Genomic DNA, 26,663 nt, shown 5'->3' with positions numbered 1-26,663 from the left:
AAATGAATTTTCACACTTGTGCATTTCCTCTTACAACTTAAAGCTTTAACGTGTAAGATAGAGGGGTATGTTACAATCATAATCATTTTTTCACATAAGGTAAGGGGGAAGCGAAATTGAACCATTTGAAAACAGCTGATCAAGAAGTCTACCAATCCATCATGGATGAATTGCACCGCCAGCGTACGAAAATCGAATTGATTGCTTCTGAAAACTTTGTAAGTCAAGCCGTTATGGAAGCACAAGGCTCTGTACTTACGAATAAATATGCAGAAGGCTACCCATCCAAACGCTATTATGGCGGATGTGAACACGTGGATGTAGTTGAAAATCTAGCAAGAGACCGCGCGAAGGAAATCTTCGGTGCTGAACATGCTAACGTTCAACCTCACTCAGGTGCACAAGCAAACATGGCTGTATACTTTACGATCCTCGAGCAAGGCGACACCGTTCTTGGTATGAACCTTTCTCATGGCGGCCACTTAACACACGGAAGTGCCGTTAACTTTTCTGGCATTCAATATAACTTTGTGGAATATGGCGTAGATGCAGAGAAGAATGTTATCGATTATGAAGATGTTCGTCAAAAAGCACTAGAGCACCGTCCGAAGCTGATCGTAGCTGGAGCGAGCGCGTATCCGCGTGCGATTGATTTTGCAAAGTTCCGCGAGATCGCTGATGAAGTTGAAGCTTACCTAATGGTGGATATGGCCCACATCGCAGGACTTGTTGCAGCAGGCATTCACCAAAATCCAGTTCCTTATGCAGATTTTGTAACAACGACTACACATAAAACACTTCGCGGCCCTCGTGGCGGTATGATTCTTTGTAAAGAAGAGTTCGCGAAAAAAATTGATAAATCAATCTTCCCTGGTATCCAAGGCGGTCCTTTGATGCACGTTATCGCAGCAAAAGCGGTATCCTTTGGGGAAGTATTAACAGATGAGTTCAAAAGCTACGCAGAGCAGATCGTGAAGAACGCAAAGCGATTGGCAGAGTCTTTGAAAAAAGAAGGCATTACTATTGTTTCTGATGGTACAGACAATCACTTGATTCTGATCAATGTGAGTGAGCTTGCGCTAACAGGAAAAGTGGCTGAAAAAGCATTAGATGATATTGGAATCACAGTAAACAAGAACACGATTCCGTTTGATAAAGAAAGTCCGTTCGTAACGAGCGGTATCCGTATCGGAACAGCTGCGGTCACATCACGTGGTTTTGTTGAAGAAGATATGGACGAGATCGCTTCGATCATGGCGTCTGTATTGAAAAACATCGAAGACGAATCGGTGTTGAAAGATGCTGAGACACGCGTTGAGAAGCTTGCAGGTAAATATAAATTGTACGAATAAGATAGCTATAAAAAAACCAGTTTCTTAAGCAGAAACTGGTTTTTTTTGTATAGAAGTTTTGTTTTTGTTTCGTTTAGTTGGTACAGGGATGATAAATTGATGCTTTGGTACTTGCTGTATGATTTTTACAAAGATGATAGTAGTTATTAAAACTGCAAAGAACATAATAGGCATAAATCTTGTTTGCCAAACTTCCTGTGGTAATGTTTTTGTAAACAATATTAAAGTAAATGGGTGTATCAAGTAGATGCCCATAGACAACTTTCCTATTACCTGTAATGAAACTTTCATCCAGTTTAATTTGACTAAATAAAAATATAATCCAATCGTTGCAAAACTTAAAATTGGTATGTTAATTAAATTTGTCTCTCTTCTAGATGAAACGCTCCCGACTATTTTGTACTCCAAATATGCTCCAACATAAACAATAACTACACCTAAAGCAAGAAGAGCGGAGTGTTTTTTTACCCAAGCGGAAATTGGCTTCCAATAATGAGCTAGAAATCCACCGAATACAAAATAAAAGATCCAATGCATCACGAACACTTTATCAATTAAAACTTTTTCAATGATTCCTGAAGCAAATGGGACATCTATCAGATTTGTAAAATAAAGACTTATTGCTGCAGATACAATTAATCCGATCCACCAACCAATACCACTTCTAATGAACTGTAGGATTGGGAATATAATGTAAAACTGAACAACGATCGCCATAAAATATAAGTGGTAGAATGATTCTCCCATTGTAAAGTTGTATAGAAGCACTTTTGGATCTGTTGGAAGGGTGCCTCCAAGAAAATATACAGTTACAAATTGATAGAACAAACTCCAAATAACAAAAGGCATAATAATTTTAGTCGTGCGAGAAGTTATAAAAGGTTTGAACGAGAATCCTTTTTTATTTACCCCGTTAAAAAGTAAAAAACCACTAATAACAGCAAACGTTGGCGTTCCAAATCGGCCTAACTGATTAAAGAAATAAGTAAACCAATTCCATACTCCATCAGCTTCATTAAAATAGGTAGCCGATACATGAACCAATAAAACACCAATACAAGCGAAAGCTCTCAAAAAGTGAATTTCATTGAAGTACTCTTTGTTGTTAAGCTTAGTATCCACTTTTTACATCCTCTCCATAAACATATCTCTTCTTTAAACGTTAAATGTTAAACATAAATTATTTCACAATAATAAACTTCGATACCTTTTAATTATTAACAAGGGTTAAAGGACTTGTAATAAATGGGAGAGGAAAAAAGAGGTATATTTCTTATTTTTTCGAATAATACATTTACGTACTAAAGTAATGAAAAGAGGGAGTGATGTGCATGGAGAACGTCATTATCGTTCAATCCTTAAACAAATCCTACGGAACGAAAAAAGCAGTTAACAATCTTTCTTTTTCTGTTAAAAAGGGTGAGATATTCGGCATCATCGGACCAAATGGAGCTGGTAAAACGACCACAATCGAGATCATGGAAGGTCTTCGGAAAAAGGATAGCGGCGAGGTCTCTATTTTAGGCATGAACCCAGAAAAAGATCGGAAAGTGTTGAACCACCGAATTGGTGTTCAGTTTCAGGCCACTTCTATCCAAAAGAAAATGAAAGTAAAAGAAGCACTGAAATTGTTTGCGGCGATCTACAATAAAAGTAATACGGGCGATGAGATGCTGAAACTGCTCGGTTTAGAGGAGAAGATGGATACATACTTTGATGACCTTTCCGGTGGACAAAAGCAGAGATTAACTTTAGCACTTGCCACTTTACATGAGCCCGAGATCATCTTTTTAGACGAGCCGAGCATGGGGCTCGATCCGCATGCAAGGCGAGAGATGTGGAACATTATCCGCTCGCTGCGAGATAATGGTACTACGATTGTTGTAACCACACATTACATGGAAGAAGCAGAAAAGCTATGTGACAGAGTCGCGATGATCTATAACGGAGAACTTCGTGCATTAGACGAACCGAGCCGATTGGTAGAAGATATCTCTGCTCACTTCATCAGCTTCCGAAGTCCCGATTTTCCTCTAGCTCAACTTCATCAAATGGCCGGTGTAATAAAGGTGGAACATGATGAGGAGCTAGATGCGTTCAAGCTTTATACTGAGGATCTTCAATCTTGTTCTTATCTCCTATTTAAGATTGCACAAGAAGAAAATTACCATATCTCCGATTACAAATTCGAACGAGGTACGCTCGATGACTTGTTTGTTCATTACCTACAAGGAGGGGAATCCGCATGACAGCTCTATGGCAACTAACATTACTTGAAACGAAGATGTTTTTTCGAGATAAGCTGCAGGTTTTCTGGACATTTCTGTTCCCCGTACTTATGATTTGGTTGTTCGGTTCGATGTTTGAGAACCAAGCTCCTGAAGGGTTTTCCTTTGCGAGTCTCTACATTCCCTCATGGATTGGGGTAAATATCGTGACGACCGCTTTTTTCACACTAGGAACGGTCCTTACCGGATATCGGGAAACGGGAGTTCTTCGCCGATATCAATCGACACCGCTCGCTCCGTGGAAGATTCTCTTTGCCCACACGATTCAAGGTACGGTGATCTTTTGCTTCTCAGCGGTCGTTCTTGTGGTGTTCGGAACGCTCATGTTTGACCTTCATGCCCCTGTCTATTTAGGAAGTACGCTAGTCGCGCTGTTGCTTAGCATCCTTGCCTTCTTTCCGTTCGCACTCTTTCTAACATCCCTAGCAAAAAACGTAGGAACAGCGGCAGCAATCAGCTCACTTTTTCTAAACCTTATGCTATTTTTATCAGGAGCCACATTCCCGTTAGAGATGATGCCTGACGTGCTGCAATATATCGCTAAGATCTTACCTCTTTATTATGTGATCGAACTGCTGCGTGCTACATGGAACACATCACCTTTATGGGAGAACTGGACGCCTGTTCTCGTACTAAGTTGTATCGCGCTCGTTTCGATCATGTTGTCGTCTGTGTTCTTTAAATGGAGCGGAAAAGCGGAATAGTAGTGTTTGAATTTATGAAAAAGTATTGGATGACACTTAGGAGATGCCAATACTTTCTATCCAAAAAACATCCATACTTGTGGGTGTTTTTTTTTTGCGGAAAGCTAATTGGACAATATTTAAACCGAACTGGACAGTAAAATGTAAATAGTGGACAGTAAAAAGTGAAAAGCAGACAGTATGATTGTCGAACTGAACAGAAAATTCTTCTCTGGGTTCCACCATGCCAGGATGCACGTCGAAAGTTTTAAGGATTTCACCACTTAAATCAGGGAATAGTAGTAGAAGAATTTATATGTAAAAATTGGGTGCAGAAAACAATCAATTCTGTGCTGATTTTCCTTGAAGTGAAGGTTTTTTTTCTGTACAATGCTAGAGATGCTTTTTGAACGAAAATAAATGTTACATAAGGAGAGGTGCTTAAAACATGAGTGAGGTATATGTCCTTGATCATCCGTTAATTCAGCATAAATTAACATACATCCGTGACGAACGTACGGGTACGAAAGAATTTCGTGAGCTTGTTGATGAAGTAGCGGGGCTTATGGCTTTTGAAATTACACGTGATCTTCCATTGCAAGAGGTAACGGTGAAAACGCCGGTTGCTGAAGCAACTATGAAAACGATCGCTGGGAAAAAACTAGGGCTAGTACCGATCCTTCGTGCAGGGCTTGGAATGGTAGACGGAATCCTTAAACTTATTCCAGCAGCAAAAGTTGGACATGTTGGGCTGTACCGTGATCCTGAAACATTAACACCGATCGAATACTATGTGAAGCTTCCTTCAGATGTAGAAGAGCGTGATTTTATCGTGATCGATCCGATGCTTGCTACAGGTGGGTCTGCAGCGGCAGCGATTGAATCGATCAAAAAACGCGGCGCAAAAAACATTAAGCTTATGTGTTTAGTAGCAGCTCCAGAAGGTATTAAAGTGATTCAAGACGAGCACCCAGACGTTGATATTTTCTTAGCGGCACTTGATGAAAAATTAAACGACCATGGCTATATCGTTCCAGGTCTAGGCGACGCTGGAGACCGTTTATTCGGAACTAAATAAGATGAAAAAGATAAAGCTGACTCTTGCAGAGGTGACATTGCCTAAGCAGGGTCAGTTTTTTTTGAAGGAAGTGTTTATCGGTGATAGAGAGCGGTTTTCAGGTGGTAGAATTACTGTTACAGGTGGAAACGGGCTAACTTCAGGTGGTCAGAGATCGTGTACAGGTGGAAACTCGATGTTTATCGGTGAACGTGTAAGGAATATAAAAACACGTACCGTAAAAGCAGCAAAAAAGCTGACAAATTCACGTCGTCAGCCTTAACGCGCTTATAAATTAATGTTCATAACTCTTCCTGTTCCACTAAACTCAACTAAAATCAATTCAACTCTTCAAACTTCATATCCACTAGCTTTTCATCCGTATGCATCACGCCGACTTTCACTATTCGTTTCTTCCCGTCTTCGTTGGCCGTAAAATCGAAGAAATCAGAGATGGTACCGTCTTGGCTCACGCGGCGTGTGTCGTATTGATAGTCACTCACATCACTGTTCGGATACTTCTTTTTTGTCTCAGCTAGTGCCATCTTTCCCCATTTGCTATAATCGACTGTTGTGCGATCAGTAGGGGTCTGGTCGTTATACTGAACATTCAGCGGCTTCATACGTTTGTCTTCCACATTATTTCTCATATCTGTAGATTCTTCTGTAGGCTTTTTGTCATTGTTCATGCAGCCGCCAGCTACCAAAATAGTGGTCAACGCAAAGAAAAGAAATAATTTTTGTTTCATGTCGAACAAGCTCCTTCCATATATTTAATGTAAGTATTTATCAAATAGGGTGATTTATTCAGGAATATGGAAAGTGCAGGCAGAAGTAGTAAACAAAGTGAATAATAAACCATTGAAACAAGCCACAAAATTTCCACAATTTATTTAATAAACCGTCCCGTAAGTCGTTGACATAGAAATGGCACTATTGTATTCTTACAAAGGGAATATGGTAAGGTTTACATTCTTGTGTTTACAAGGGTTTTTTAAGAAAATGATTACCAGATTTCCAGAAGGAAGGAGTCCATACGATATGAGCAACGGGAAACGCCCTTATAAAGCGATGGCTTTAATGTCTGGCATTCTTTCTCAGCTTGTTGGATGTATCTTAGTTGGACTTTTTGGAGGGAAATGGCTGGACGAGAAAGTCGGCAATGAATTTCCAATCTTCCTTATCATCGGGTTGTTTCTAGGTCTTGGAACAGGTGTTTACGGGATGATCCGCTTAATATCGAAGTTTTCAGGGGACGGGCAATGATGAATGAGTACAAATCGGTGTTTTTCAAATACATAAAGTACACATTATATCTTCTCTCTCTTTTTTTCGTCGGTTATGCTGTCACTCCTTACAAAGCTATCTTTTTAGGACTAGCTCTTGGAACTGTGTTTAGTCTCTATAATCTTTGGAGCATGTATTCAAAGATCGACCGCATGGGACAAGCAGTGATTCAGCAGAAAAGAGTGAAAACACTCGGTTCACTTTCAAGGCTCCTCTTTGCAGGGTTAGCGGTGCTCATCGCAATGAAATACCCGGAACATTTTCATTTATTAAGTGTGGTAGTGGGATTGATGTCAGTCTACATTATCATGTTAATAGATTCACTAACTCAAGTTACACGTACTCCAAAGGAAAAGAGGTGAACATAGGTGGAACATGGTGCAGTTACAGCTGATTTTCTAGGTTTGACGTTTAATCTGTCAAACGTACTAATGATCACAGTTTCATCCGTTATTGTTTTCCTTATTGCGGTACTCGCTACTCGAACCCTGTCAATGCGACCAGGAGGAATGCAAAACTTCCTTGAATGGGTAGTCGATTTCGTAAAAGGAATCATCAACAGCACAATGGATTGGCATACGGGCGGACGCTTTTTAGCTTTAGGACTTACATTAATCATGTATATTTTCGTTGCCAACATGCTGGGATTACCTTTTGCAGTAGTAGTCGACCATAATCTATGGTGGAAATCCCCTACTGCAGACCCAACTATTACTTTGACTCTAGCAGTTATGGTAGTGGCGCTATCACACTATTACGGTGTGAGAATGAAAGGGGTCAAGGAATATGGAGCTGAATTCTTCAAGCCGATGAAGTTCTTGTTCCCACTAAAGATTATTGAAGAGTTTGCGAACACTTTAACGCTTGGTCTTCGTCTTTACGGTAACATCTTCGCAGGTGAGATGCTTTTAGGTCTATTGGTAGGTTTGACTAAGATGGGTATTTTTGCTGGCGCACTTGGAATCTTCCCACTAATCGTGTGGCAAGGCTTCTCAGTATTCGTTGGTGCCATCCAAGCATTTATCTTCACGATGCTAACAATGGTTTACTTGGCACATAAAGTAAGTCACGATCACTAATCTTTAGGAAATATCAAGCTTCTATAATAAGAAGCCCATTTTCATAAAAACTTTAAGGGAATTCAGAAGGGAGAAATTTTATCATGAATCTTATTGCAGCTGCAATCGCGGTAGGTCTAGCGGCACTTGGTGCTGGTATTGGTAACGGTTTAATCGTAGGACGTACAGTTGAGGGGATCGCTCGTCAACCAGAACTACGTGGTACTCTTCAAACAACAATGTTCATCGGGGTTGCATTAGTTGAGGCACTTCCAATCATCGGTGTAGTTATCGCGTTCATCGCACTTGGCGCTGAGTAATCATAACAACCACTGTTTATTACGATTTCTATAATGGCGAAGCAAGTTTCCGTAAAGGAACTACCCTTCGCCATTCCTTATGTATGATTGATTGAAGGGAGGAAATGGTGTGCAAAACTTAATTCTAGGTGCTGCTGCTGGTGGAGGCCTGAACACAGGTGATATTCTTTACCAATTAGCTGCATTTTTAATCCTACTAGTATTATTGCGTAAATTCGCATGGGGCCCGTTAATGGGAATCATGAAGGAGCGCCAATCACATATCAACAGCGAAATTGATGCGGCTGAAAAATCCCGTCAAGAAGCTAAGAGCTATCTTGAGTCTCAAGTTGCTGAGTTAAAGAAAGCGAAAGAAGAAGCAAAGTCTATTATCGACAATGCTAAAAAGCAAGGCGAAGCACAAGGTGAAGCAATCATTAAAGCATCTCGTGATGAAGCTGAGCGTGTAAAAGAAGCTGCATTAGCTGAGATCGCTTCTGAAAAAGAAAAAGCAGTTGCTACACTTCGTCAAGAAGTTGCTGCTCTATCCGTTAAGATCGCTTCTAAAGTTATTGCAAAAGAACTTGATGAGAGCTCTCAGGAGAAGCTTATTAACGAATACCTTCAAGAGGTAGGCGAGTCTCGATGAGCAAAGATCAAGCAATCGTAGCAAAACGTTATGCATTAGCACTATTTGAAGTAGTTGGTGTTACGAAACTTGAAGATACAGTTTCAGAATTGCGTCTTGTGAAGAGCGTACTGGAGCTCAACAAAGAGCTTCAAAAAGTTCTATCACATCCAAAAGTATCAAAAGATCAAAAGAAAGCTTTGATCAAAGAGAGCGTTGGAGCTGAACTTTCTACTGCTGTAATGAACACGATCTATCTGATGGTAGACCGTAACCGTTACACATACATCACAGAGATGGCAGCACAGTTCATTGAATTAGCAAATGAAGCACAAGGCATTGCCGACGCAAATGTATATTCTGTACGTCCTTTATCAGAATCAGAGATACAGAAGTTGGAGCAAACGTTTGCTGCCCGAGTCGGCAAAAAAGCGTTGCGCATTAATAATATTGTAGATTCTTCTCTTGTTGGAGGAATCAAGATCCGCATTGGCAACCGTATTTTTGACGGAAGCATCAGCGGAAAGTTGAATCGAATGGAACGTCAATTAGCTTCTAACGGAAGCTGAGAGGATAGGGGTGAAATTCATGAGCATTAAAGCTGAAGAAATCAGTGCTTTAATTAAAAAACAGATTGAAAACTATCAATCTGAGATCGAAGTTAATGATGTGGGTACAGTTATCCAGGTCGGTGACGGTATTGCCCGTGCCCATGGATTAGATAACGTAATGGCTGGTGAACTAGTTGAATTTTCTAACGGTGTGATGGGTATGGCTCAAAACCTTGAAGAAAACAACGTAGGTATCATCATTCTTGGGCCATACCAAGAAATTCGTGAAGGTGACGAAGTAAAACGTACAGGACGCATCATGGAAGTTCCTGTAGGGGAAGAGCTTCTTGGCCGTGTAGTTAACCCTCTTGGACAGCCTATCGATGGCAAAGGTCCAATTGCTACTACAAAAACACGTCCTATCGAGCAAAAAGCTCCAGGCGTAATGGCTCGTAAATCAGTGCATGAGCCGCTTCAAACAGGTATTAAAGCGATTGACGCACTTGTGCCAATCGGACGCGGACAACGTGAGCTTATCATCGGTGACCGTCAAACAGGTAAAACAGCTGTAGCGATCGACACGATTCTTAACCAAAAAGATCAAGATATGATCTGTATCTATGTAGCGATCGGTCAAAAAGAATCAACAGTTGCGGGCGTTGTTGAAACACTTCGTACACACGGAGCGCTTGATTACACAATCGTTGTATCAGCATCTGCTTCTCAACCTGCACCAATGTTGTTCCTAGCTCCTTATGCTGGGGTATCTATGGCTGAAGAATTCATGTGGGCTGGCAAGCACGTATTGATCATCTATGATGATCTTTCTAAGCAAGCTGCTGCATACCGTGAGCTTTCCTTGCTACTTCGTCGTCCTCCAGGCCGCGAAGCTTATCCAGGGGACGTATTCTACCTTCACTCTCGCTTGTTAGAGCGTGCAGCGAAGTTGAATGACGATCTAGGTGGCGGATCGATCACAGCGCTTCCGTTCATTGAAACGCAAGCATCTGACGTATCTGCTTATATTCCAACAAACGTTATCTCTATCACAGACGGACAGATCTTCTTACAATCTGACTTGTTCTTCTCCGGGGTTCGTCCGGCGATCAACGCAGGTATCTCCGTTTCTCGTGTAGGGGGAGCAGCTCAGATTAAAGCGATGAGCAAAGTATCTGGTACACTTCGTCTAGATCTTGCTTCATATCGTGAACTAGAAGCATTCGCTCAGTTCGGATCTGACCTTGATAAAGCGACTCAAGCAAAACTAAACCGTGGTGCACGTACAGTTGAAGTACTTAAGCAAGGACTTCACAAGCCACTAAAAGTTGAGCACCAAGTTGCCATCCTTTATGCATTGACTCGTGGTTACATCGATGATGTAGCTGTTGAAGATGTAACCCGCTTTGAAGAAGCGCTTTACGCTCACATGGAAGCAAACTCTAAAGACGTTCTTGATGCAATCAAAACGACTGGTAAACTTCCTGAAGGTGACAGCCTAGACGAAGCGATCAAAGCATTCAAAAAGACATTCGCGTAAGAAGTTTTATAGATAAAAGACCCAAAAGCAGTGGTGCGGAAACGTTTCGCACCCTGCAACCAGCTTACTAAAAAGGTTTGTTTAAAATGAGGATTAACAGGGCGGAGGAGTTCGAGGCGACGCAGTTTCGAGGATCGGAGTTTAGTTAGCTAAATGAGAACCGGAGAAACAAGTCAACGAAGAAATCCGACAGGAATGTTAACCGGAATTTTAAACCTCCGCTATAAAGGTGGTGGAAATGAATGGCATTGAAAGATATAAAAGCTAGAATAGATTCTACTAAGAAGACGATGCAGATCACAAAAGCGATGGAGATGGTTTCAGCTGCAAAGCTAAACCGCGCTGAGCAAAATGCGAAATCTTTCGGCCCTTACGTGGACAAGATCCAAGAAGTGGTGGGAAGCATCGCATCTGGAAGCAACGCGAAACACTCTATGCTTTTAACACGACCAGTGAAGAAGACGGGTTACTTCGTCGTTACAGCTGACCGTGGATTAGCAGGAGCTTATAACTCGAATATTTTGCGCCACGTTTACCGTACGATTCAAGAGCGTCACAAATCAGCAGATGAGTATGCATTGATCGTGATCGGTAAAGTCGGGGTGAACTTTTTCAAGAGCCGTAAGATGTCTATCTTGGACAGCATCACAGGCGTGGCAGACCAGCCATCCTTTGCTGAAATCAAGGCGATCGCATCAAAGGCAGTCGGTCTTTATGCGGACGGAACATTTGATGAGCTTTACATGTATTACAACCATTTTGTAAGTGCCATTCAGAGCGATCTGACGGAGAAGAAGCTTCTTCCGTTAACAGATATCGCTGCAACAAAATCAAAATCTTCCTATGAGTATGAACCATCAGAGGACGAGATCCTTGAAGTGCTTCTTCCTCAATATGCGGAAAGCTTGATTTATGGTGCTTTACTTGATGCGAAAGCAGCCGAGCATGCTTCTCGTATGACTGCGATGAGAAATGCAACGGATAACGCTAATGAACTGATCGGCCAATTGAACCTCTCGTACAACCGTGAGCGTCAAGCAGCCATCACTCAGGAAATTACGGAAATCGTCGGCGGTGTAGCAGCTCTAGAATAGACTTTTTTTTACAAAAGTGATTTTAGCAGCTAATGTGCAAAGTAAGATAGGAGGGAAACCGATGAATAAAGGCTATATTACTCAAATTCTTGGACCGGTCGTTGACGTTAAGTTCGAAGGCCAGCTTCCAGAATTGCTTAACGCTTTAACTGTTAGCGCTGAGGGTGTTGACTTAACACTAGAAGTAGCACTTCACCTTGGTGATAACATGGTTCGTACAATCGCAATGGATTCAACGGATGGTCTTGTTCGTGGGATGGAAATCGCTGACTCAGGTAAGCCGATCTCTGTACCAGTAGGTGAAGCAACACTTGGACGCGTATTTAACGTAACAGGTGATCACATTGACCTTGGTGAGGCAGTACCGGCAGATGTTCGCCGTGATCCGATCCACCGTTCAGCACCTTCTTTTGATGAATTAACTACAAAAACTGAGATTCTTGAAACAGGAATCAAGGTAGTTGACCTTATCGCTCCATACGTAAAAGGTGGAAAAATCGGTCTTTTCGGTGGTGCGGGTGTAGGTAAAACAGTTCTTATCCAGGAGCTTATCAACAACATCGCACAAGAACACGGTGGTATCTCCGTATTCGCAGGTGTTGGTGAGCGTACTCGTGAAGGAAATGACCTTTTCCACGAGATGAGCGACTCTGGTGTTATCAAGAAAACGGCAATGGTATTCGGACAAATGAACGAGCCGCCTGGAGCACGTGCACGTATCGCTCTTTCTGGTTTGACAATGGCTGAATTCTTCCGTGACGAACAAGGACAAGATGTTCTTTTCTTCGTAGATAACATCTTCCGTTTCACGCAAGCAGGTTCTGAAGTATCTGCCCTTCTTGGCCGTATGCCATCAGCGGTAGGTTATCAGCCAACTCTTGCAACGGAGATGGGTCAATTACAAGAGCGTATCACATCAACGAAAAAAGGTTCTGTAACATCTATCCAAGCGATCTATGTACCTGCCGATGACTATACGGATCCGGCTCCAGCTACAGCGTTCGCCCACTTAGATGCAACAACAAACCTTGAGCGTAAACTTACAGCTATGGGTATCTATCCAGCGGTAGATCCACTAGCTTCAACTTCACGTGCACTTTCTCCTGAGATCGTTGGAGAAGAGCATTACGAAGTAGCTCGTAAAGTACAGGCGACTTTACAGCGTTATAAAGAGCTTCAAGATATTATCGCAATCCTTGGTATGGACGAGCTTTCTGAAGACGACAAGCTAGTTGTACACCGTGCGCGTCGTATCCAGTTCTTCTTATCTCAAAACTTCCACGTTGCAGAACAATTTACAGGGCAAAAAGGTTCATACGTTCCTGTTAAAGAAACAGTTCGTGGATTCAAAGAAATCCTTGAAGGAAAATACGATGATCTTCCGGAATCAGCGTTCCATCTCGTAGGCTCTATTGAGGATGCTATTGAAAAAGCAAAAACTTTGGCCTAATGCCTGAAAGGGGTAAGATTGGATGAAAACCATTCAAGTCAGCGTAGTAACCCCTGATGGTCCTGTGTTTGAAGGAAATGCGAAAATGGTCAGCGCGAAAGCAAAAAGTGGGGAGCTTGGAATTCTTCCAGGCCATATCCCTCTTGTAGCTCCTTTAACGATCAGCGCCGTGCGTGTTCACGACGTTGATGGGAAAACACAATATGTGGCCGTTAGCGGTGGATTTATTGAAGTGCGACCTGAAAAAGTCACGATCCTAGCAGAAGCTGCTGAGATCGCTGGCGACATCGAAGTAGATCGTGCACGCGCAGCAAAAGAGCGTGCCGAACAACGTCTTGCAAGCAACAAACAAGACAGCCTAGATGCAGCTCGTGCGGAGTTTGCGCTTAAACGCGCAATGAACCGTATCGACATAGCAACAAAGCGTTAATTCTAAAGCCTTTCAGCTCTTTTTATAGAGAGTTGGAGGGCTTTTTTTGTGTTTCTGTGGGGTATGTGAGGGGTAAAGTGAGTGCGAGCGATGTCGAGGATTGTAAACTCGTGGATAAAGTGGCAAAACTTTTGGATTGAGGACTGAAATTCGTGGATAAACAGGCAAAACTTCTGGATAAAAAGCCCAAACTTTTGGATAGCATTAATTTAATACCCCGTGCGGTATCTGAATTGGTCAGTTTCGGGAACCGAAACTGTACCTTTATTCTTTTTCAGAACTCAAAAACCCCTCTGACTTCTCCAAAAACAAAGTCAAAGGGGCTTTATTCGAATACATCACGTTCAGTTTGAGAAGGTTGAACACTAATAGGATTCGTTTTTATTTAGTTTCTTCCAAAAATCGGCGGAGCACATGAGACCCTACGTAACCACAGTTGGTCGCCATTTTCATCGGACATCGCGTTCGTTTCTGTGACCTCTTCCATTTGAACCACTTCATCACCAAAAGGGTTTTGAAAGTCGCCAACAGGAGAAATCACAGGTTTTTTTCTCTTTTTAATCATGCTTTTCACCTCCTCAAGCAAAGGAAGTGCTTAAAATATAGCTTCACTTAAAAGCTATACACTATTAAATGCTCGTCCGTCTGTAGTTGTATGTGTTATTATCACTTAATATGAAAAAAAGGCGGTTTGCCGGGGTTTGCAATAAAATGTGGAAACTGGTGAATGATAAGAACGTAAGGGGTGTGCAAGATGAGCTTCCATGGACAAAAAGTTTTGCCGGCAGCGAGAAAGATGAAGGATTTTGAAAAGCTCTTAAACAGTAAATACACATATATCGTATGTTTGGATACGCATATCAGTCAGCTGAAATTTATGATCGCTATGGCCAACGAAAGAAAAAAGAAGGTATTGGTTCATCTTGATCTGATCAATGGATTGAAAGCAAACGAGTATGCAGTCGACTTTTTAGCACAGGAAATGAAGCCAGCGGGAATCATTTCTACGCGTTCTAACTGCATCATTCGTGCAAAAAAGAAGAAAATGATCGCTGTTCAGCGCTTGTTTTTATTAGATTCTTTAGCTCTTGAAACGAGTTATAAAGTGATCGAACGTGCACAACCAGACTATTTAGAGGTTTTGCCAGGCATCATGCCGGAAATAATAAGAGAAGTGAGTGAGCAAGCGGGTATACCGGTAATTGCTGGTGGATTGATTCGTACAAAAGTGAATGTGATGGAAGCACTTGAAGCAGGTGCGGAGGCTGTTACGACTTCAAACCCTGAATTGTGGATCTAATGTTCATGTGAAATAACGTTTGACAACGTTTTCATCCTTGTTATAATAGAGACAAGTTCATAAACGTGACGGAGAACATGGAGATCCACAAGGGTTACTTATAGCGAAAACTATAGGTATCTTTTGATGGGTCTTTTTTTGATGAAATCCGTACACACACTTGCACTTGTTAGCGATTGCACAAAAGGAGGAAAATATACATGTCAACATTTATGGCAGAACTGATAGGAACAATAATTCTAATCATATTTGGCGGGGGCGTTGTTGCAAACGTTTCCTTGAATAAATCAAAAGCCCAAGGAGGCGGATGGATCGTTGTCGCACTTGCTTGGGGGCTAGCCGTTGCAATGGCGGTATATGCAGTTGGAAGCTTTAGTGGTGCACATCTTAACCCGGCAGTTACGCTTGGTCTCGCTTCAATCGGTGAATTTGCATGGGCAGATGTACCAGCGTATATACTTGCACAGATGATCGGCGGTATTTTAGGAGGAATGGTCGTTTACTTCCACTTCCTTCAACACTGGAAAGCAACAGATGATCCAGCGGTAAAATTAGGAGTTTTCTCAACGGACCCTGCAATTCCACATACGTTTTCGAATCTTTTATCAGAATTCATTGGAACTGCGGTTTTACTAGTAGGATTATTGTCAATCGGAGCGAATAAATTTTCAGACGGGTTAAATCCACTGATCGTCGGATTTTTAATCGTAGCCATCGGGTTGTCACTTGGTGGACCAACCGGATATGCAATCAACCCGGCACGTGACCTCGGTCCAAGAATCGCGCATTTCATCTTACCGATTCCAGGCAAAGGCGGATCCAACTGGACATACTCATGGATTCCAGTGGTAGGGCCAGTGCTCGGCGGAGTTTTCGGAGCATTGTTCTATCAAGCTGTTTTCACAGGAAAAGTGACAACGTTATTCTGGATTTGGACAGTTGTATCACTAGCAATCTTCGCTATAACGTTCTTCTTAGGAAGTAAAGGAACACATGCACTGCCTCATGGAGATGAAATAGAAAACTAAAACAATAACAAACCAATTTGGGAGGGTTTACGTATGGAAAAGAAATATATCATTGCACTCGATCAAGGAACGACAAGCTCACGAGCGATCCTTTTTAACAAAGCTGGAGAAGTCGTTGAGATCTCACAAAAGGAATTCAAGCAGCACTTCCCGAAGCCAGGCTGGGTAGAACATGATGCACAAGAAATCTGGGGAACGATTTTAGCTGTTGTGGCTGAAGTATTATCAAAAACAGATACTGATCCAGGCGAGATCGCTTCGATCGGAATCACGAACCAGCGTGAAACAACGGTTGTTTGGGACAAGAACACGGGAAAACCGGTTCACAATGCGGTCGTTTGGCAGTCTCGTCAGACCGCTGAAATCTGTGATGAGCTGAAATCTCAAGGCTTAAACGATAAGTTCCGTGATAAAACAGGATTGTTGATCGACGCTTACTTCTCAGGAACAAAAGTAAAATGGATCCTTGATAACGTTGATGGTGCTCGTGAAAAAGCAGAAAACGGTGACCTGTTATTCGGAACCATTGATACATGGCTAGTTTGGAAGCTAACAGGCGGAAGAGCGCATGTAACGGACTATTCAAACGCTTCCCGTACACTTATGTACAATATTTACGATCTGAAATGGGATGACGAGCTTCTTGAGATCTTGGGCGTACCGAAATCTATGCTGCCAGAAGTAAAATCATCTTCAGAAGTATACGGTGAAACGATCGACTATCACTTCTTCGGTAAAAATATTCCGATCGCAGGTATCGCGGGTGATCAGCAAGCGGCACTTTTCGGACAAGCTTGTTTTGAAAAAGGAATGGCGAAGAACACGTATGGTACAGGCTGTTTCATGCTTATGAACACTGGAGAAAAAGCAGTTAAGTCAGAGCATGGCCTATTAACGACCATCGCTTGGGGTGTGGACGGGAAAGTCGAGTACGCACTTGAAGGAAGTATCTTTGTTGCAGGATCAGCGATTCAATGGCTGCGCGACGGACTTCGTATGTTAAAAGATGCAGCTGACAGTGAAGATTATGCAGAGCGCGTTGCATCAACAGATGGCGTGTATGTTGTGCCAGCATTCGTAGGACTCGGAACACCTTACTGGGATTCAGAAGCACGCGGTGCGATCTTCGGACTGACACGTGGTACAGAAAAAGAACACTTTATTCGTGCGACACTAGAGTCACTCGCTTATCAAACAGCGGATGTATTAACAGCGATGGAAGCAGACTCAGGTATCGAGTTGAAGAAACTTCGTGTAGATGGCGGAGCGGTTAAGAACAATTTCTTGATGCAGTTCCAAAGTGATATCTTAAACGTTCCTGTTGAGCGTCCAGAGATTAACGAAACGACTGCGCTTGGTGCTGCATATCTAGCAGGTCTTGCTGTAGGTTTCTGGGGCGACCGTCAAGAAATCGCAGATAAGTGGAAAGTGGACAAAGACTTCGACGTAAACATGAAAGAAGAAGAGCGCAAAGAGCTTTATGATGGCTGGAAAAAGGCTGTTGAAGCAACGATCGCATACAAACCTAAAGCATAACCCTTTTAAAATCTTGAAAACTGCGTTATACTAAACCCAAGTTGATATTGAACCGGTTGGAGATCAGGAGAGACCACAAAACCTCGTACAAACGTTGCGGGGTTCTTGTGGTCTTTTTTGCGTGCATATGCGCCAATACACAGAAATATTGAAAAATGTGTGTTGGGTTCGCTGATTCCGGGAAAACTACCCGTATTATATATGTCCAACGGTTCTGTACAGAAGGAGTGAAGAGAAAATGACAGCATCATTTTCAACATATAAAAGAGAAGAAATCATTACAGGTATGAAACAAGAGAAGCTTGATCTTCTTGTAATCGGAGGAGGCGTAACGGGAGCGGGTATTCTACTAGATGCACAGACTCGCGGGATGAAGGTCGGTCTTGTAGAGATGCAGGACTTTGCTGCTGGAACATCCAGCCGTTCTACAAAACTTGTTCACGGCGGACTTCGTTATTTAAAACAGTTCGAAGTGAAACTCGTTGCAGAGGTTGGTAAAGAACGTGCGATCGTGTACGAGAACGCTCCACACGTAACGACACCAGAATGGATGCTGCTTCCGTTTTATAAAGGCGGTACATTCGGTAAGTTCTCCACATCCATCGGGTTAAAAGTGTACGATTTCTTAGCAGGAGTAAAACGAAAAGAACGCAGAAAGATGTTTTCTGCAGAAGAAACATTACGCCGTGAACCACTTTTGAAAAAAGATAACTTGCTTGGCGGCGGATATTACGTAGAATATAAAACAGATGACGCGCGTCTGACGCTTGAGATCATGAAAGAAGCGGTCTCACGCGGAGCATCAGCTGTTAACTACGCGAAAGTTACAAGCTTTATCTATAATGGAAAAAAAGCGGTCGGTGTAAAAGTAGAAGACCAGCTGACTGGTGAAGTGCATGAGATCTATGCGAAAAAAATCGTGAATGCGACAGGTCCATGGGTAGATGAGCTTCGCGAAGAAGATCGTTCAAAAACAGGAAAAGAGATCCACCACACAAAAGGAATCCACCTTGTCATTGATGGCTCGAAGTTCCCACTGAAGCAAGCGGTCTATTATGACACAGAAGATGGCCGTATGGTGTTCGCGATTCCTCGTGCGGGTAAAACATATATTGGTACGACAGATACAGATTATAAGGGAGACCTTGCGAACCCTGGCATGACAGAAGAAGATCTTCAATATGTATTGAACACGATCCATTTCATGTTCCCAGACGTGAAGATTACGCGCGACGATGTTGAATCTTCATGGTCAGGACTACGCCCGTTGATTCATGAACCGAAAAAAGGACCTTCAGAAATTTCTCGTAAAGATGAAGTGTTCCACTCTCCATCAGGTTTACTAACAATCGCGGGTGGTAAGCTGACAGGTTACCGTAAAATGGCTGAAAAAGTCGTAGATATCGTTCGTGATCAGCTAGGTGAAGAAGAGGGGGCAAAATTCCCTGGATGCCGTACGCAGCACCTGGAATTATCAGGCGGTAAGATGGGCGGAAGCCAAAACTTCGCAGATTTCCTTCGTACAAAAGTGCAAGAAGGGTTAGCATTAGGTCTGGATGAAGCGAAAGCTCGCGAACTCGTTCAACGCTATGGTACAAACATCGATATCGTTTATGGCTATATGAAAGAACGCGGTGAAGAAGCGAAGAGCTACAACTTGCCAGTAAGTTTGTACGCATCACTACTTTACGCATTAGAGTATGAGATGACATCAACACCATCTGACTTCTTGATCCGCCGTACGTCTGCTCTATACTTTGACATCGATACGGTATATGAGTGGAAAGAAAATGTGATCAACTGCATGGCAGATAAATTGGGCTGGGATGCAGAACAAAAACGCGAGCATGCAGAAGATTTCGAAGACCAATTGCGATTGTCAGTTGAGGCGATCTAATAGAAAGTTTATATGTACAGCAGAGAGGCATTCCGCTTTAGTTAGAGCGGGGTGTCTTTTTGGTGTCTCTTGGAGCGGGTGGGGGGTATATGAGTGATAATAGAAGTCGAAATATGTAGACTCGCCGATATATGTTAAAAACTCGCCGGATTATAGTGAAATCTCGCGGGAATAATTCAAATTCTCGCTGTATTATTAGCCATATTTCTTGAACTGAATGTAATAATACCTAGTGGGGTATGTGCACAAAACAGTTTCGTCTACCGAAACTGCACCTATTTTAGGCAAAACAAAAGGATGGTCCCACTACACAATGGGACCATCCTCAATTTTGAATAAATGTTGAACGTGATAAGTAATCTGAAGGGTATTTTTGAAGCAAATATTGCAAAAAAAGATCAATTTCATACGGTATTTCATCATAGTACTCTTCATCTGACTCTCTCAACGTGTTCAGCAGCGAAAAGAAGTGCTCTTTGTCCAATTCTTCAGCTGATTTTTTAAAATAACCCCAAACATGTTCTAACGTGTTGCATAAAGCACGTCGCTCATAAGGTTTTTCCTTCAGCACACCAATCAACAACCTAACTTTTTTATAATCAGAGTCAGATTGAGCGTCTCTAATCAAACCTTGAACCTCTTTGTAAAAGTTGTACCCCTTAGCCATCACGGTGTATTTTTCACTAGCCCACAGCTGTTCGGTCTCTTTTTTCAAAGTAGATCACATCCTTTAATAACGACATTCTATTAAAGATAGATATAGAGAGCAAGTGCGATGATCGAAACGAGGATCACCACTGCATAGATGAGAGTGAGGCGCACGAGGTTCTGACGAGTTGAACTTCCGTATTTTTCGTCCTGTGTTTTAGAAATCATGATCGTACCGACTAATCCAGCGATCGAGATTACGACGATCAAGAAGTAAGCAATCCACCATATATCCATTACGAATCTCCCCTTTATATCTATCATACTGCTAACAGTCTATCGTCACATCCAAAAAATTTACAGGATTATGAACATTTCTATAGAAAAATAAGGGAGTGACCTTAATATAGTAGAAGTACCATATGTGAAGAAGCACATCGACACAAAATATGGAATTTGCTATAATTAAAGCGGTTACAGAATTTATAAAATTCTGAAGATTAGGAGGTAGTCAGAATGGATTTTTATCATCTGTATCAAAACAATTACCTCATTGTGGCTGTATTTTTATTTTTAGGGGTCCTTCTACCGGTAGTCGCACTGACTGCAGGCCGTTTGTTGCGCCCTTATAAACCATCAGCAGAAAAATACACCACCTACGAAAGCGGAATCGAACCTTTTCATCAAAGTTGGGTTCAATACAATGTCCGCTATTATTTGTTTGCGCTCATGTTTGTTATTTTTGATGTTGAAACCGTATTTTTATACCCCTGGGCCGTGGCCTATGAAGAGTTAGGCGTGTTCGCTCTGATCGAGATGGGGATTTTTGTTGTTCTTTTAACGTTAGGTCTTGTATACGCTTGGAAAAAGAAGGTGCTGAAATGGACATAAAGTGGGAGCTTACGGCTGAGGAACGCGCCGAACTAGACCGCAACGTATTCATGGTAACACTTGAACAAGTGAAAGCCTGGGCCAGAAGTAATTCACTATGGCCGTTAACCTTTGGACTCGCCTGCTGTGCGATTGAAATGATGGGTACAGGATCGTCGCATTACGACTTAGACCGTTTTGGAAGCATATTTCGTACATCACCTCGTCAATCTGACGTAATGATCGTTTCAGGAACTGTAACGAAAAAAATGGCGCCCGTATTAAAACGATTATACGAACAGATGCCAGAACCTAAATGGGTCATCGCGATGGGATCATGCGCCACAGCCGGAGGTCCTTACATTAAATCGTATGCCGTCGTAAAAGGCGTAGATCAAATCGTACCCGTGGATGTATACATACCAGGATGTCCACCTAACCCTGCTGCACTCATTTATGGCATCAACAAGCTTCAAGAAAAAATCCGTTATGAAGCGAAGACAGGCAAGAAGGTGATGAGCGAATGACAGATAAGCAAAATGATTCCAATGAAGGATTATCGATAGAAGAACAAAAAAAGAAAGCCGCCGCAGAAGCGAAGGCAAAAGCGCTTGAGCTCGCAAAACAGCGTCAGGCTGAAAAAGAGAAGGCTGCAGATGTGTCGGAGCCGATCGCTGAAGAACGAGAGCTAACAAAAGAAGAGCTGAAAAAGAAAGCCGCAGCAGAAGCGAAGGCAAAAGCGCTTGAACTCGCAAAACAGCGCCAGGCTGAAAAAGCGAAAGCTGCAGAAGGATCGGAGCCGACCGCCACTGAACCAGAGCTAACAAAAGAAGAGCTGAAAAAGAAAGCGGCCGCAGAGGCGAAAGCAAAAGCACTCGAGCTCGCAAAACAGCGCCAAGCTGAAAAATCAGAAACGACAAAAGCTCCACAAAGTGATGAGCCAGCAGATGATCTTGCAAAACAAAAAGCACTAGCCGCGGCAAAAGCGAAAGCAGCCGCAGCAGCAAAGGCGAAGGCAGCAGCTGCTGCTAAAGCAAAACTCGCAAGAGTGGGTGGAGGCGACACATCCACCGAACCCGCTTCAGACGATGAAAAAGCGAAAGCTGCTGCAAAAGCAAAGGCCGTCGCAGCAGCAAAAGCAAAAGCTGCCGCTGCTGCTAAAGCAAAAGCCTCTCGTGAAGCAGGGACAGATTCTACAACTGAGTCAGCAGGTGACGACGAAAAAGCGAAAGCGATCGCCGCTGCAAAGGCGAAAGCAGCTGCAGCCGCAAAAGCACGAGCAGCCGCCAACGCTAAAGGTGCAGGAACAGAACCTGTTGCTGAAGAAAAACCATCACCAAACCAACCTATCCTCGATACCTACAGAAAAGTCATCAAAGAACATCTAGGAGAAGATGTACTCGAAGATTCCTATATTAACAGACTGTCAAAAGACGTCCCTACCTTAGTTGCAAAACCTGAATCTTATTATAAAATCGCGGAGTTTTTAAAATATAACGATCAACTTCGCTTTGATTATTTATCTGAAATGCACGGCACCGATTTTGAAACGCATTTTGAAGTTTATAACCACCTGTATTCGTACAATCATCGCCAGTCCGTTGCATTAAAAGTAAAAATAGACAGAACGATCGCTACTACCCATTCCATTACCCCGTTATGGGAGGGAGCAAACTGGCCAGAGCGTGAAACGTATGATCTTTTAGGCATCCATTTTGAAGGTCATCCGAACTTAACGCGAATCATGCTGCCGGACGATTGGGTAGGATATCCGCTAAGAAAAGATTACGAACCACATGACGTGGAGGTGTAGAGACATTGATCAGAACAGAAGAGATGCTCCTCAACGTTGGGCCTCAGCATCCTAGCACACACGGCGTTTTTCGAATCGTACTCAAAATTGATGGAGAGACGATCATTGAAGCCACGCCAGTGATCGGTTATCTTCACCGAGGCACAGAGAAATTAGCAGAAAACCTTCAGTACACGCAGATTATTCCATACACAGACCGCATGGATTATTTAGCGGCCATGACGAACAATTATGTGATCTGCCATGCGGTTGAAACGATGATGAGTCTAGAGATACCCGAACGCGCGGAATATTTGCGCGTCATCGTGATGGAGCTCGGCCGCATCGCAAGCCATCTCGTTTGGTTCGGTACATATTTATTAGATATCGGGGCGATGAGTCCATTTCTATACGCGTTCCGTGAACGAGAAGCCATCATCAATATGTTGAATGAGATCTGTGGCGCACGCCTGACGTTCAACTATATGCGAGTTGGCGGTGTGAAGTGGGACGCACCAGAAGGCTGGATCGAAAAAGTCCGTGACTTTGTTCCATACATGAGAGAAGAGCTTGCTGGCTATCACGACCTTGTGACAGGCAACGAGATCTTCTTGAACCGTGTAAAAGGAATCGGCTACTACACGAAAGAAGAAGCGCTGAACTTTTCATTAAGCGGTGCAAACTTACGATGCACGGGTACGAATTGGGATCTTAGAAAAGATGAGCCTTATTCGATCTATGACCGTTTTGATTTTCATGTTCCGGTCTTTCATACAGGCGATGCATGGGCGCGTTATCAGTGCCGCATGCAAGAGATCGAAGAATCACTCAAGATTGTAGAACAAGCGGTGGAACAGTTTCCAGAAGAAGGTCCGGTCATGGCAAAAGTGCCAAGAATCATCAAGCCGCCAAAAGGTGAAGCTTTCGTTCGCATTGAGTCGCCTCGCGGAGAGATCGGCTGCTACATCGCGTCAGAAGGAAAAAAAGAACCGTATCGCTTAAAGTTTCGCAGACCTTCTTTTTACAACCTTCAGATTCTGCCAAAACTTTTAGTCGGTGAAAACATCTCCAACTTGATTACCATCTTAGGCGGGATTGATATCGTTCTCGGGGAGGTCGATGGCTGATGGAGGAGCTTTTATACGCACAGCCCGGCTGGACGCATGTTGCGATTTTCTTTGCGCTCGGCGCGGCATTACTCGTTACGGTTCTCGGGTTCGTAACCTATGCGATTCTAGCCGAACGAAAAGTGCTCGGGTTCATGCAGATGCGTACAGGACCGAACCGGGTTGGAGGAAGATTCGGTCTACTCCAAACGGTGGCTGATGTTTTTAAACTTTTAATAAAAGAAGACACCATACCGAAACTAGCTGATCGTCCATTGTTCATCTTGGCACCGGTCATCGCATTTGCTCCAGCCTTCATGGTGCTCGCGACGATTCCGTTCTCAGAGAACATGCAGTTCGCAGACCTCGGTGTCGGCCTTCTGTATTACGTAGCCGTTTCAGGAATCTCAACGATCGGCATCTTAATGGGTGGCTGGGCATCAAACAATAAGTACTCGTTACTCGGCGGCATGCGTGCTGCAGCACAGATGATTTCATACGAAATTCCTCTTGTTATCTCTGTGATCGGAGTGATTCTGTTCGCGGGCAGTCTGAACTTAAATGATATCGTAAGAGGCCAAGAAAACATTGCTTACATCTTCTTAACGCCGATCGGATTTTTTGTATTCTTGATCTCCTCAATCGCTGAGTTGAACCGTACACCGTTCGATTTGCCTGAGGCAGAGTCAGAGCTTGTGGCCGGTTATCACGTCGAATACTCAGGGTTTCGATGGGCATTCTTCATGCTTACGGAATATGTGTATCTGTTTGCGATGGCTTCCTTAACAACCGTTCTTTTCTTAGGAGGCTGGAACCCGATTCCGTTCTTAGATTTTATCCCAGGGATGTTGTGGTTCGGTGTCAAATTCAGCATCGTCGTGTTTTTCATGATCTGGATTCGCGGCACACTTCCACGACTCCGCGCCGATCAACTAATGAGCTTCGCATGGAAGGTCCTACTGCCGCTAGCATTGCTAAACATTTTTGTCAGTGCAGCAGTTAAGGAACTGTTTTTATAAAAGACAAATCTGGTAGTAAATGTAGGAGTTGGTTTCCGTTACAGGTGTTCGCTTTCCGCGGGGCAGGCGGTGAGCCACATTCGAATGTTTCACATTTAAGTGTCTCACTTGCCCACCTGTCCCGCAGGAGTCTCACACCTTTCACTACAACCAACAGTTCATAGAAGAAAGAAATGATTGAACAGCAACAAGCTTCTAGAAATTCTAGAATAAAGAATTTTATAGAATGACCTTAGCCATCGGTTTGAATATCTATTGAATTATTAAAGTTTTGCAAATCACTTCCTCGAATAGTTGATTGGAGCGCAAGGTGCGAGACTCCTGGGGGATCAGCGGGACAGGTGAGACTCTTAACAGTGCAAGGCACTAAGAGGCTCACCGCACGCCCCCCGGAAAGCGAGCATCCTGGAGCGGAAATCAACACTTTCATAAACGACAAAGCAAAGCTAAAACAATGCTCTATCAATCGAAAGACCAACGCATAAGGAGCGTGATCTCAGGATGAAAGGTCTTGTAAAAGGTTTAAGCTATACCGTCAAAAACCTAACTAAGCAAAACGTCACAACAAGCTATCCGGACGTGCCGATCCAGATGCCTGACCGTTTCCGCGGCATCCAAAAGTTTTATCCCGAAAAATGCATCGTCTGTAATCAATGCGCGCAGATCTGCCCGACCGACTGCATCCAGTTAACGGGTAAGCCCCACCCAGATCCTGCGAAAAAAGGGAAGATCATCGACACGTACGATATTAATTTTGAAATCTGCATACTATGCGACCTCTGTACCGAAGTCTGTCCGACCGAAGCGATCGTGATGACGAATCAGTTCGAGCTTGCTGAATACAGCCGTGATGAACTTTTCAAAAACCTCGAGTGGCTCGATGAGAACGATGAGAATGTCAGAAAGGAGAACAAAGCATGACCGGTGAAATGATCGCTTTTTTCTTTCTCGCTTTAACAGCCATTGCCGGCGGCGTTCTTCTTATCAACCTATCAAATGTCGTACACATGGTTGTTGCTCTTATTTTTACGTTCATTGCCATTGCCGGAATCTACATCACATTATCAGCAGAGTTCGTAGCTGTCGTACAGGTACTGATCTATTCAGGCGCTATCACGATCATCATGTTATTCGGGATCATGCTCACACGTCATCAGGAAAAAGAGAAACGTGCACCACGGTTGAAAGTCATCTTAACGGGACTTGCGATCGGACTCTTCTTTCTGATCATGTACGGCAAGATCAAAGACCTTGATTTTGGTCAGCAGAACGCAGAGCTTCACATCGATAATACGAAAAAGATCGGAATCGAACTGTATTCGCATTATGTGATTCCGTTCGAGTTAACTTCTGTCTTGCTGCTTGTTGCCTTGATCGGTTCTATCATTCTGGCAAAGCGGGACGACGATGAAAAGGAGGCAAAAAAATGAGCTCTGTGCCTTTAGCAGCTTACTTGACGCTTGCCTTGATCCTGTTTTGCATCGGTTTGTTTGGAGCATTAACAAAACGTAATGCGGTCATCGTACTGATTTCTATCGAATTGATGCTGAATGCTGTAAATATTAACCTCGTGGCATTTGCCAAATATTCTATAAATCCTGGTTTAACAGGTCAGATCTTCTCGCTGTTTACGATCACGGTTGCTGCGGCAGAAGCGGCAGTCGGACTTGCGATTCTCATAGCACTGTACCGCAACAGACAGACGGTTAACGTGGATGAGATGGATACGATGAAGCGATAAGGAAGGAGATGG

Annotated in this window: 32 protein-coding genes; 27 read left to right on the top strand and 5 right to left on the bottom strand. The window is 43.1% G+C overall.

The genetic code is table 11. The features are described from left to right. The first annotated feature begins 116 nt into the window (after nt 1-116). Complete coding sequence (locus H9648_RS13510; protein ID WP_191754318.1) at nt 117-1,352, top strand: serine hydroxymethyltransferase; 1,236 nt, start codon at nt 117-119, stop codon at nt 1,350-1,352. Between the two features lie 24 nt (nt 1,353-1,376). On the opposite strand, the gene H9648_RS13505 is transcribed toward H9648_RS13510, so the two are convergent. Continuing rightward, a complete protein-coding gene (locus H9648_RS13505; RefSeq protein WP_191754317.1) occupies nt 1,377-2,474 on the bottom strand; it encodes an acyltransferase in 1,098 nt (365 codons plus the stop codon). A 209-nt stretch (nt 2,475-2,683) separates the two neighbouring features. On the opposite strand from H9648_RS13505, the gene H9648_RS13500 reads away from it, so the two are divergent. The 4 genes from H9648_RS13500 to H9648_RS13485 all read left to right on the top strand — a co-directional run bounded on the left by H9648_RS13500 (nt 2,684) and on the right by H9648_RS13485 (nt 5,663). Continuing rightward, on the top strand, nt 2,684-3,601 hold the full coding sequence (locus H9648_RS13500; RefSeq protein WP_191754316.1) for an ABC transporter ATP-binding protein: 918 nt from the start codon (nt 2,684-2,686) through the stop codon (nt 3,599-3,601). Beyond that, nucleotides 3,598-4,344, top strand: a complete 747-nt coding sequence (locus tag H9648_RS13495) for an ABC transporter permease (protein WP_191754315.1) — start codon at nt 3,598-3,600, stop codon at nt 4,342-4,344. The genes H9648_RS13500 and H9648_RS13495 overlap by 4 nt, the downstream gene beginning before the upstream one ends. A 427-nt stretch (nt 4,345-4,771) precedes the next feature. Further along, a complete protein-coding gene (gene upp / locus H9648_RS13490) occupies nt 4,772-5,401 on the top strand; it encodes a uracil phosphoribosyltransferase (protein ID WP_137791119.1) in 630 nt (209 codons plus the stop codon). Nucleotide 5,402: 1 nt separating this feature from the next. Continuing rightward, nucleotides 5,403-5,663, top strand: a complete 261-nt coding sequence (locus H9648_RS13485; protein ID WP_191754314.1) for a hypothetical protein — start codon at nt 5,403-5,405, stop codon at nt 5,661-5,663. Nucleotides 5,664-5,718: 55 nt separating this feature from the next. Here H9648_RS13485 and H9648_RS13480 read toward each other — a convergent pair whose 3' ends face one another. Continuing rightward, on the bottom strand, nt 5,719-6,129 hold the full coding sequence (locus tag H9648_RS13480; protein ID WP_191754313.1) for a DUF3889 domain-containing protein: 411 nt from the start codon (nt 6,127-6,129) through the stop codon (nt 5,719-5,721). A 292-nt stretch (nt 6,130-6,421) separates the two neighbouring features. On the opposite strand from H9648_RS13480, the gene H9648_RS13475 reads away from it, so the two are divergent. From H9648_RS13475 to H9648_RS13430, 10 genes are all read left to right on the top strand, one after another. Then, nucleotides 6,422-6,646, top strand: a complete 225-nt coding sequence (locus tag H9648_RS13475; protein WP_066244770.1) for an AtpZ/AtpI family protein — start codon at nt 6,422-6,424, stop codon at nt 6,644-6,646. Beyond that, a complete protein-coding gene (locus H9648_RS13470) occupies nt 6,643-7,029 on the top strand; it encodes an ATP synthase subunit I (protein ID WP_191754312.1) in 387 nt (128 codons plus the stop codon). Before H9648_RS13475 ends, H9648_RS13470 begins: the two co-directional genes overlap by 4 nt. A 6-nt stretch (nt 7,030-7,035) precedes the next feature. Then, on the top strand, nt 7,036-7,746 hold the full coding sequence (atpB, locus tag H9648_RS13465) for a F0F1 ATP synthase subunit A (protein ID WP_191754311.1): 711 nt from the start codon (nt 7,036-7,038) through the stop codon (nt 7,744-7,746). Nucleotides 7,747-7,829: 83 nt separating this feature from the next. Further along, a complete protein-coding gene (gene atpE, locus H9648_RS13460) occupies nt 7,830-8,045 on the top strand; it encodes a F0F1 ATP synthase subunit C (RefSeq protein WP_130293109.1) in 216 nt (71 codons plus the stop codon). A gap of 109 nt (nt 8,046-8,154) precedes the next feature. Beyond that, nucleotides 8,155-8,673 carry a F0F1 ATP synthase subunit B gene (atpF, locus tag H9648_RS13455; RefSeq protein ID WP_137791115.1) on the top strand — a complete coding sequence of 173 codons (519 nt, stop codon included), beginning with the start codon at nt 8,155-8,157 and terminating at the stop codon, nt 8,671-8,673. Beyond that, the gene (locus H9648_RS13450; RefSeq protein ID WP_191754310.1) at nt 8,670-9,221 is read left to right on the top strand and encodes a F0F1 ATP synthase subunit delta; all 552 of its coding nucleotides are present in this window, start codon (nt 8,670-8,672) and stop codon (nt 9,219-9,221) included. The genes atpF and H9648_RS13450 overlap by 4 nt, the downstream gene beginning before the upstream one ends. A gap of 19 nt (nt 9,222-9,240) precedes the next feature. Further along, nucleotides 9,241-10,740, top strand: coding sequence for a F0F1 ATP synthase subunit alpha (atpA, locus tag H9648_RS13445; protein ID WP_191754309.1), 1,500 nt, complete (start codon nt 9,241-9,243; stop codon nt 10,738-10,740). Between the two features lie 242 nt (nt 10,741-10,982). Beyond that, nucleotides 10,983-11,834 (top strand): ATP synthase F1 subunit gamma, encoded by an 852-nt coding sequence (gene atpG / locus H9648_RS13440; protein ID WP_066398937.1) that lies wholly within the window; start codon nt 10,983-10,985, stop codon nt 11,832-11,834. Nucleotides 11,835-11,895: 61 nt separating this feature from the next. Then, a complete protein-coding gene (atpD, locus tag H9648_RS13435; protein ID WP_191754308.1) occupies nt 11,896-13,284 on the top strand; it encodes a F0F1 ATP synthase subunit beta in 1,389 nt (462 codons plus the stop codon). 22 nt (nt 13,285-13,306) lie between these two features. Further along, the gene (locus H9648_RS13430) at nt 13,307-13,714 is read left to right on the top strand and encodes a F0F1 ATP synthase subunit epsilon (RefSeq protein WP_191754307.1); all 408 of its coding nucleotides are present in this window, start codon (nt 13,307-13,309) and stop codon (nt 13,712-13,714) included. Nucleotides 13,715-14,099: 385 nt separating this feature from the next. On the opposite strand, the gene H9648_RS13425 is transcribed toward H9648_RS13430, so the two are convergent. Next, entirely contained in the window at nt 14,100-14,279 is a 180-nt protein-coding gene (locus tag H9648_RS13425; protein ID WP_191754306.1) for a hypothetical protein, read from the bottom strand. 189 nt (nt 14,280-14,468) lie between these two features. Here H9648_RS13425 and H9648_RS13420 point away from each other — a divergent pair, with 189 nt between their 5' ends. From H9648_RS13420 to H9648_RS13405, 4 genes are all read left to right on the top strand, one after another. Then, nucleotides 14,469-15,014 (top strand): glycerol-3-phosphate responsive antiterminator, encoded by a 546-nt coding sequence (locus tag H9648_RS13420; protein ID WP_191754305.1) that lies wholly within the window; start codon nt 14,469-14,471, stop codon nt 15,012-15,014. Between the two features lie 200 nt (nt 15,015-15,214). Then, entirely contained in the window at nt 15,215-16,042 is an 828-nt protein-coding gene (locus H9648_RS13415; protein WP_191754304.1) for an MIP/aquaporin family protein, read from the top strand. A gap of 33 nt (nt 16,043-16,075) precedes the next feature. Continuing rightward, nucleotides 16,076-17,578, top strand: coding sequence for a glycerol kinase GlpK (glpK, locus tag H9648_RS13410; RefSeq protein ID WP_191754303.1), 1,503 nt, complete (start codon nt 16,076-16,078; stop codon nt 17,576-17,578). A gap of 238 nt (nt 17,579-17,816) precedes the next feature. Next, complete coding sequence (locus tag H9648_RS13405) at nt 17,817-19,475, top strand: glycerol-3-phosphate dehydrogenase/oxidase (RefSeq protein ID WP_191754302.1); 1,659 nt, start codon at nt 17,817-17,819, stop codon at nt 19,473-19,475. Nucleotides 19,476-19,800: 325 nt separating this feature from the next. Here H9648_RS13405 and H9648_RS13400 read toward each other — a convergent pair whose 3' ends face one another. Both H9648_RS13400 and H9648_RS13395 read right to left on the bottom strand, forming a co-directional pair. Beyond that, nucleotides 19,801-20,190, bottom strand: a complete 390-nt coding sequence (locus H9648_RS13400) for a DUF1722 domain-containing protein (protein ID WP_191754301.1) — start codon at nt 20,188-20,190, stop codon at nt 19,801-19,803. 32 nt (nt 20,191-20,222) lie between these two features. Further along, the gene (locus H9648_RS13395) at nt 20,223-20,420 is read right to left on the bottom strand and encodes a hypothetical protein (RefSeq protein WP_066398908.1); all 198 of its coding nucleotides are present in this window, start codon (nt 20,418-20,420) and stop codon (nt 20,223-20,225) included. Nucleotides 20,421-20,639: 219 nt separating this feature from the next. On the opposite strand from H9648_RS13395, the gene H9648_RS13390 reads away from it, so the two are divergent. The 8 genes from H9648_RS13390 (at nt 20,640) to nuoK (ending at nt 26,651) form a co-directional block, all read left to right on the top strand. Beyond that, the gene (locus H9648_RS13390; RefSeq protein ID WP_066398906.1) at nt 20,640-21,014 is read left to right on the top strand and encodes an NADH-quinone oxidoreductase subunit A; all 375 of its coding nucleotides are present in this window, start codon (nt 20,640-20,642) and stop codon (nt 21,012-21,014) included. Continuing rightward, nucleotides 21,005-21,520 carry a NuoB/complex I 20 kDa subunit family protein gene (locus H9648_RS13385; RefSeq protein ID WP_137791106.1) on the top strand — a complete coding sequence of 172 codons (516 nt, stop codon included), beginning with the start codon at nt 21,005-21,007 and terminating at the stop codon, nt 21,518-21,520. The genes H9648_RS13390 and H9648_RS13385 overlap by 10 nt, the downstream gene beginning before the upstream one ends. Next, nucleotides 21,517-22,806 (top strand): NADH-quinone oxidoreductase subunit C, encoded by a 1,290-nt coding sequence (locus H9648_RS13380; protein WP_191754300.1) that lies wholly within the window; start codon nt 21,517-21,519, stop codon nt 22,804-22,806. The genes H9648_RS13385 and H9648_RS13380 overlap by 4 nt, the downstream gene beginning before the upstream one ends. Nucleotides 22,807-22,811: 5 nt before the next feature. Further along, nucleotides 22,812-23,912, top strand: coding sequence for an NADH-quinone oxidoreductase subunit D (locus tag H9648_RS13375; protein ID WP_191754299.1), 1,101 nt, complete (start codon nt 22,812-22,814; stop codon nt 23,910-23,912). Beyond that, the gene (gene nuoH / locus H9648_RS13370; protein WP_191754369.1) at nt 23,909-24,910 is read left to right on the top strand and encodes an NADH-quinone oxidoreductase subunit NuoH; all 1,002 of its coding nucleotides are present in this window, start codon (nt 23,909-23,911) and stop codon (nt 24,908-24,910) included. Before H9648_RS13375 ends, nuoH begins: the two co-directional genes overlap by 4 nt. A 501-nt stretch (nt 24,911-25,411) precedes the next feature. Then, nucleotides 25,412-25,831 carry an NADH-quinone oxidoreductase subunit NuoI gene (nuoI, locus tag H9648_RS13365; protein ID WP_066244809.1) on the top strand — a complete coding sequence of 140 codons (420 nt, stop codon included), beginning with the start codon at nt 25,412-25,414 and terminating at the stop codon, nt 25,829-25,831. Beyond that, nucleotides 25,828-26,340 (top strand): NADH-quinone oxidoreductase subunit J, encoded by a 513-nt coding sequence (locus H9648_RS13360; RefSeq protein ID WP_066398893.1) that lies wholly within the window; start codon nt 25,828-25,830, stop codon nt 26,338-26,340. Before nuoI ends, H9648_RS13360 begins: the two co-directional genes overlap by 4 nt. Next, a complete protein-coding gene (gene nuoK / locus H9648_RS13355; RefSeq protein ID WP_066398890.1) occupies nt 26,337-26,651 on the top strand; it encodes an NADH-quinone oxidoreductase subunit NuoK in 315 nt (104 codons plus the stop codon). The genes H9648_RS13360 and nuoK overlap by 4 nt, the downstream gene beginning before the upstream one ends. Nucleotides 26,652-26,663: the final 12 nt, after the last annotated feature.

Origin of the sequence: Fictibacillus norfolkensis, assembly GCF_014836645.1 — a bacterium.
GTDB classification, from domain to species: domain Bacteria; phylum Bacillota; class Bacilli; order Bacillales; family Fictibacillaceae; genus Fictibacillus; species Fictibacillus norfolkensis.
The sequence above is the reverse complement of the archived record's forward strand: the minus strand, read 5'-3'. Positions and strand labels throughout refer to the sequence as shown.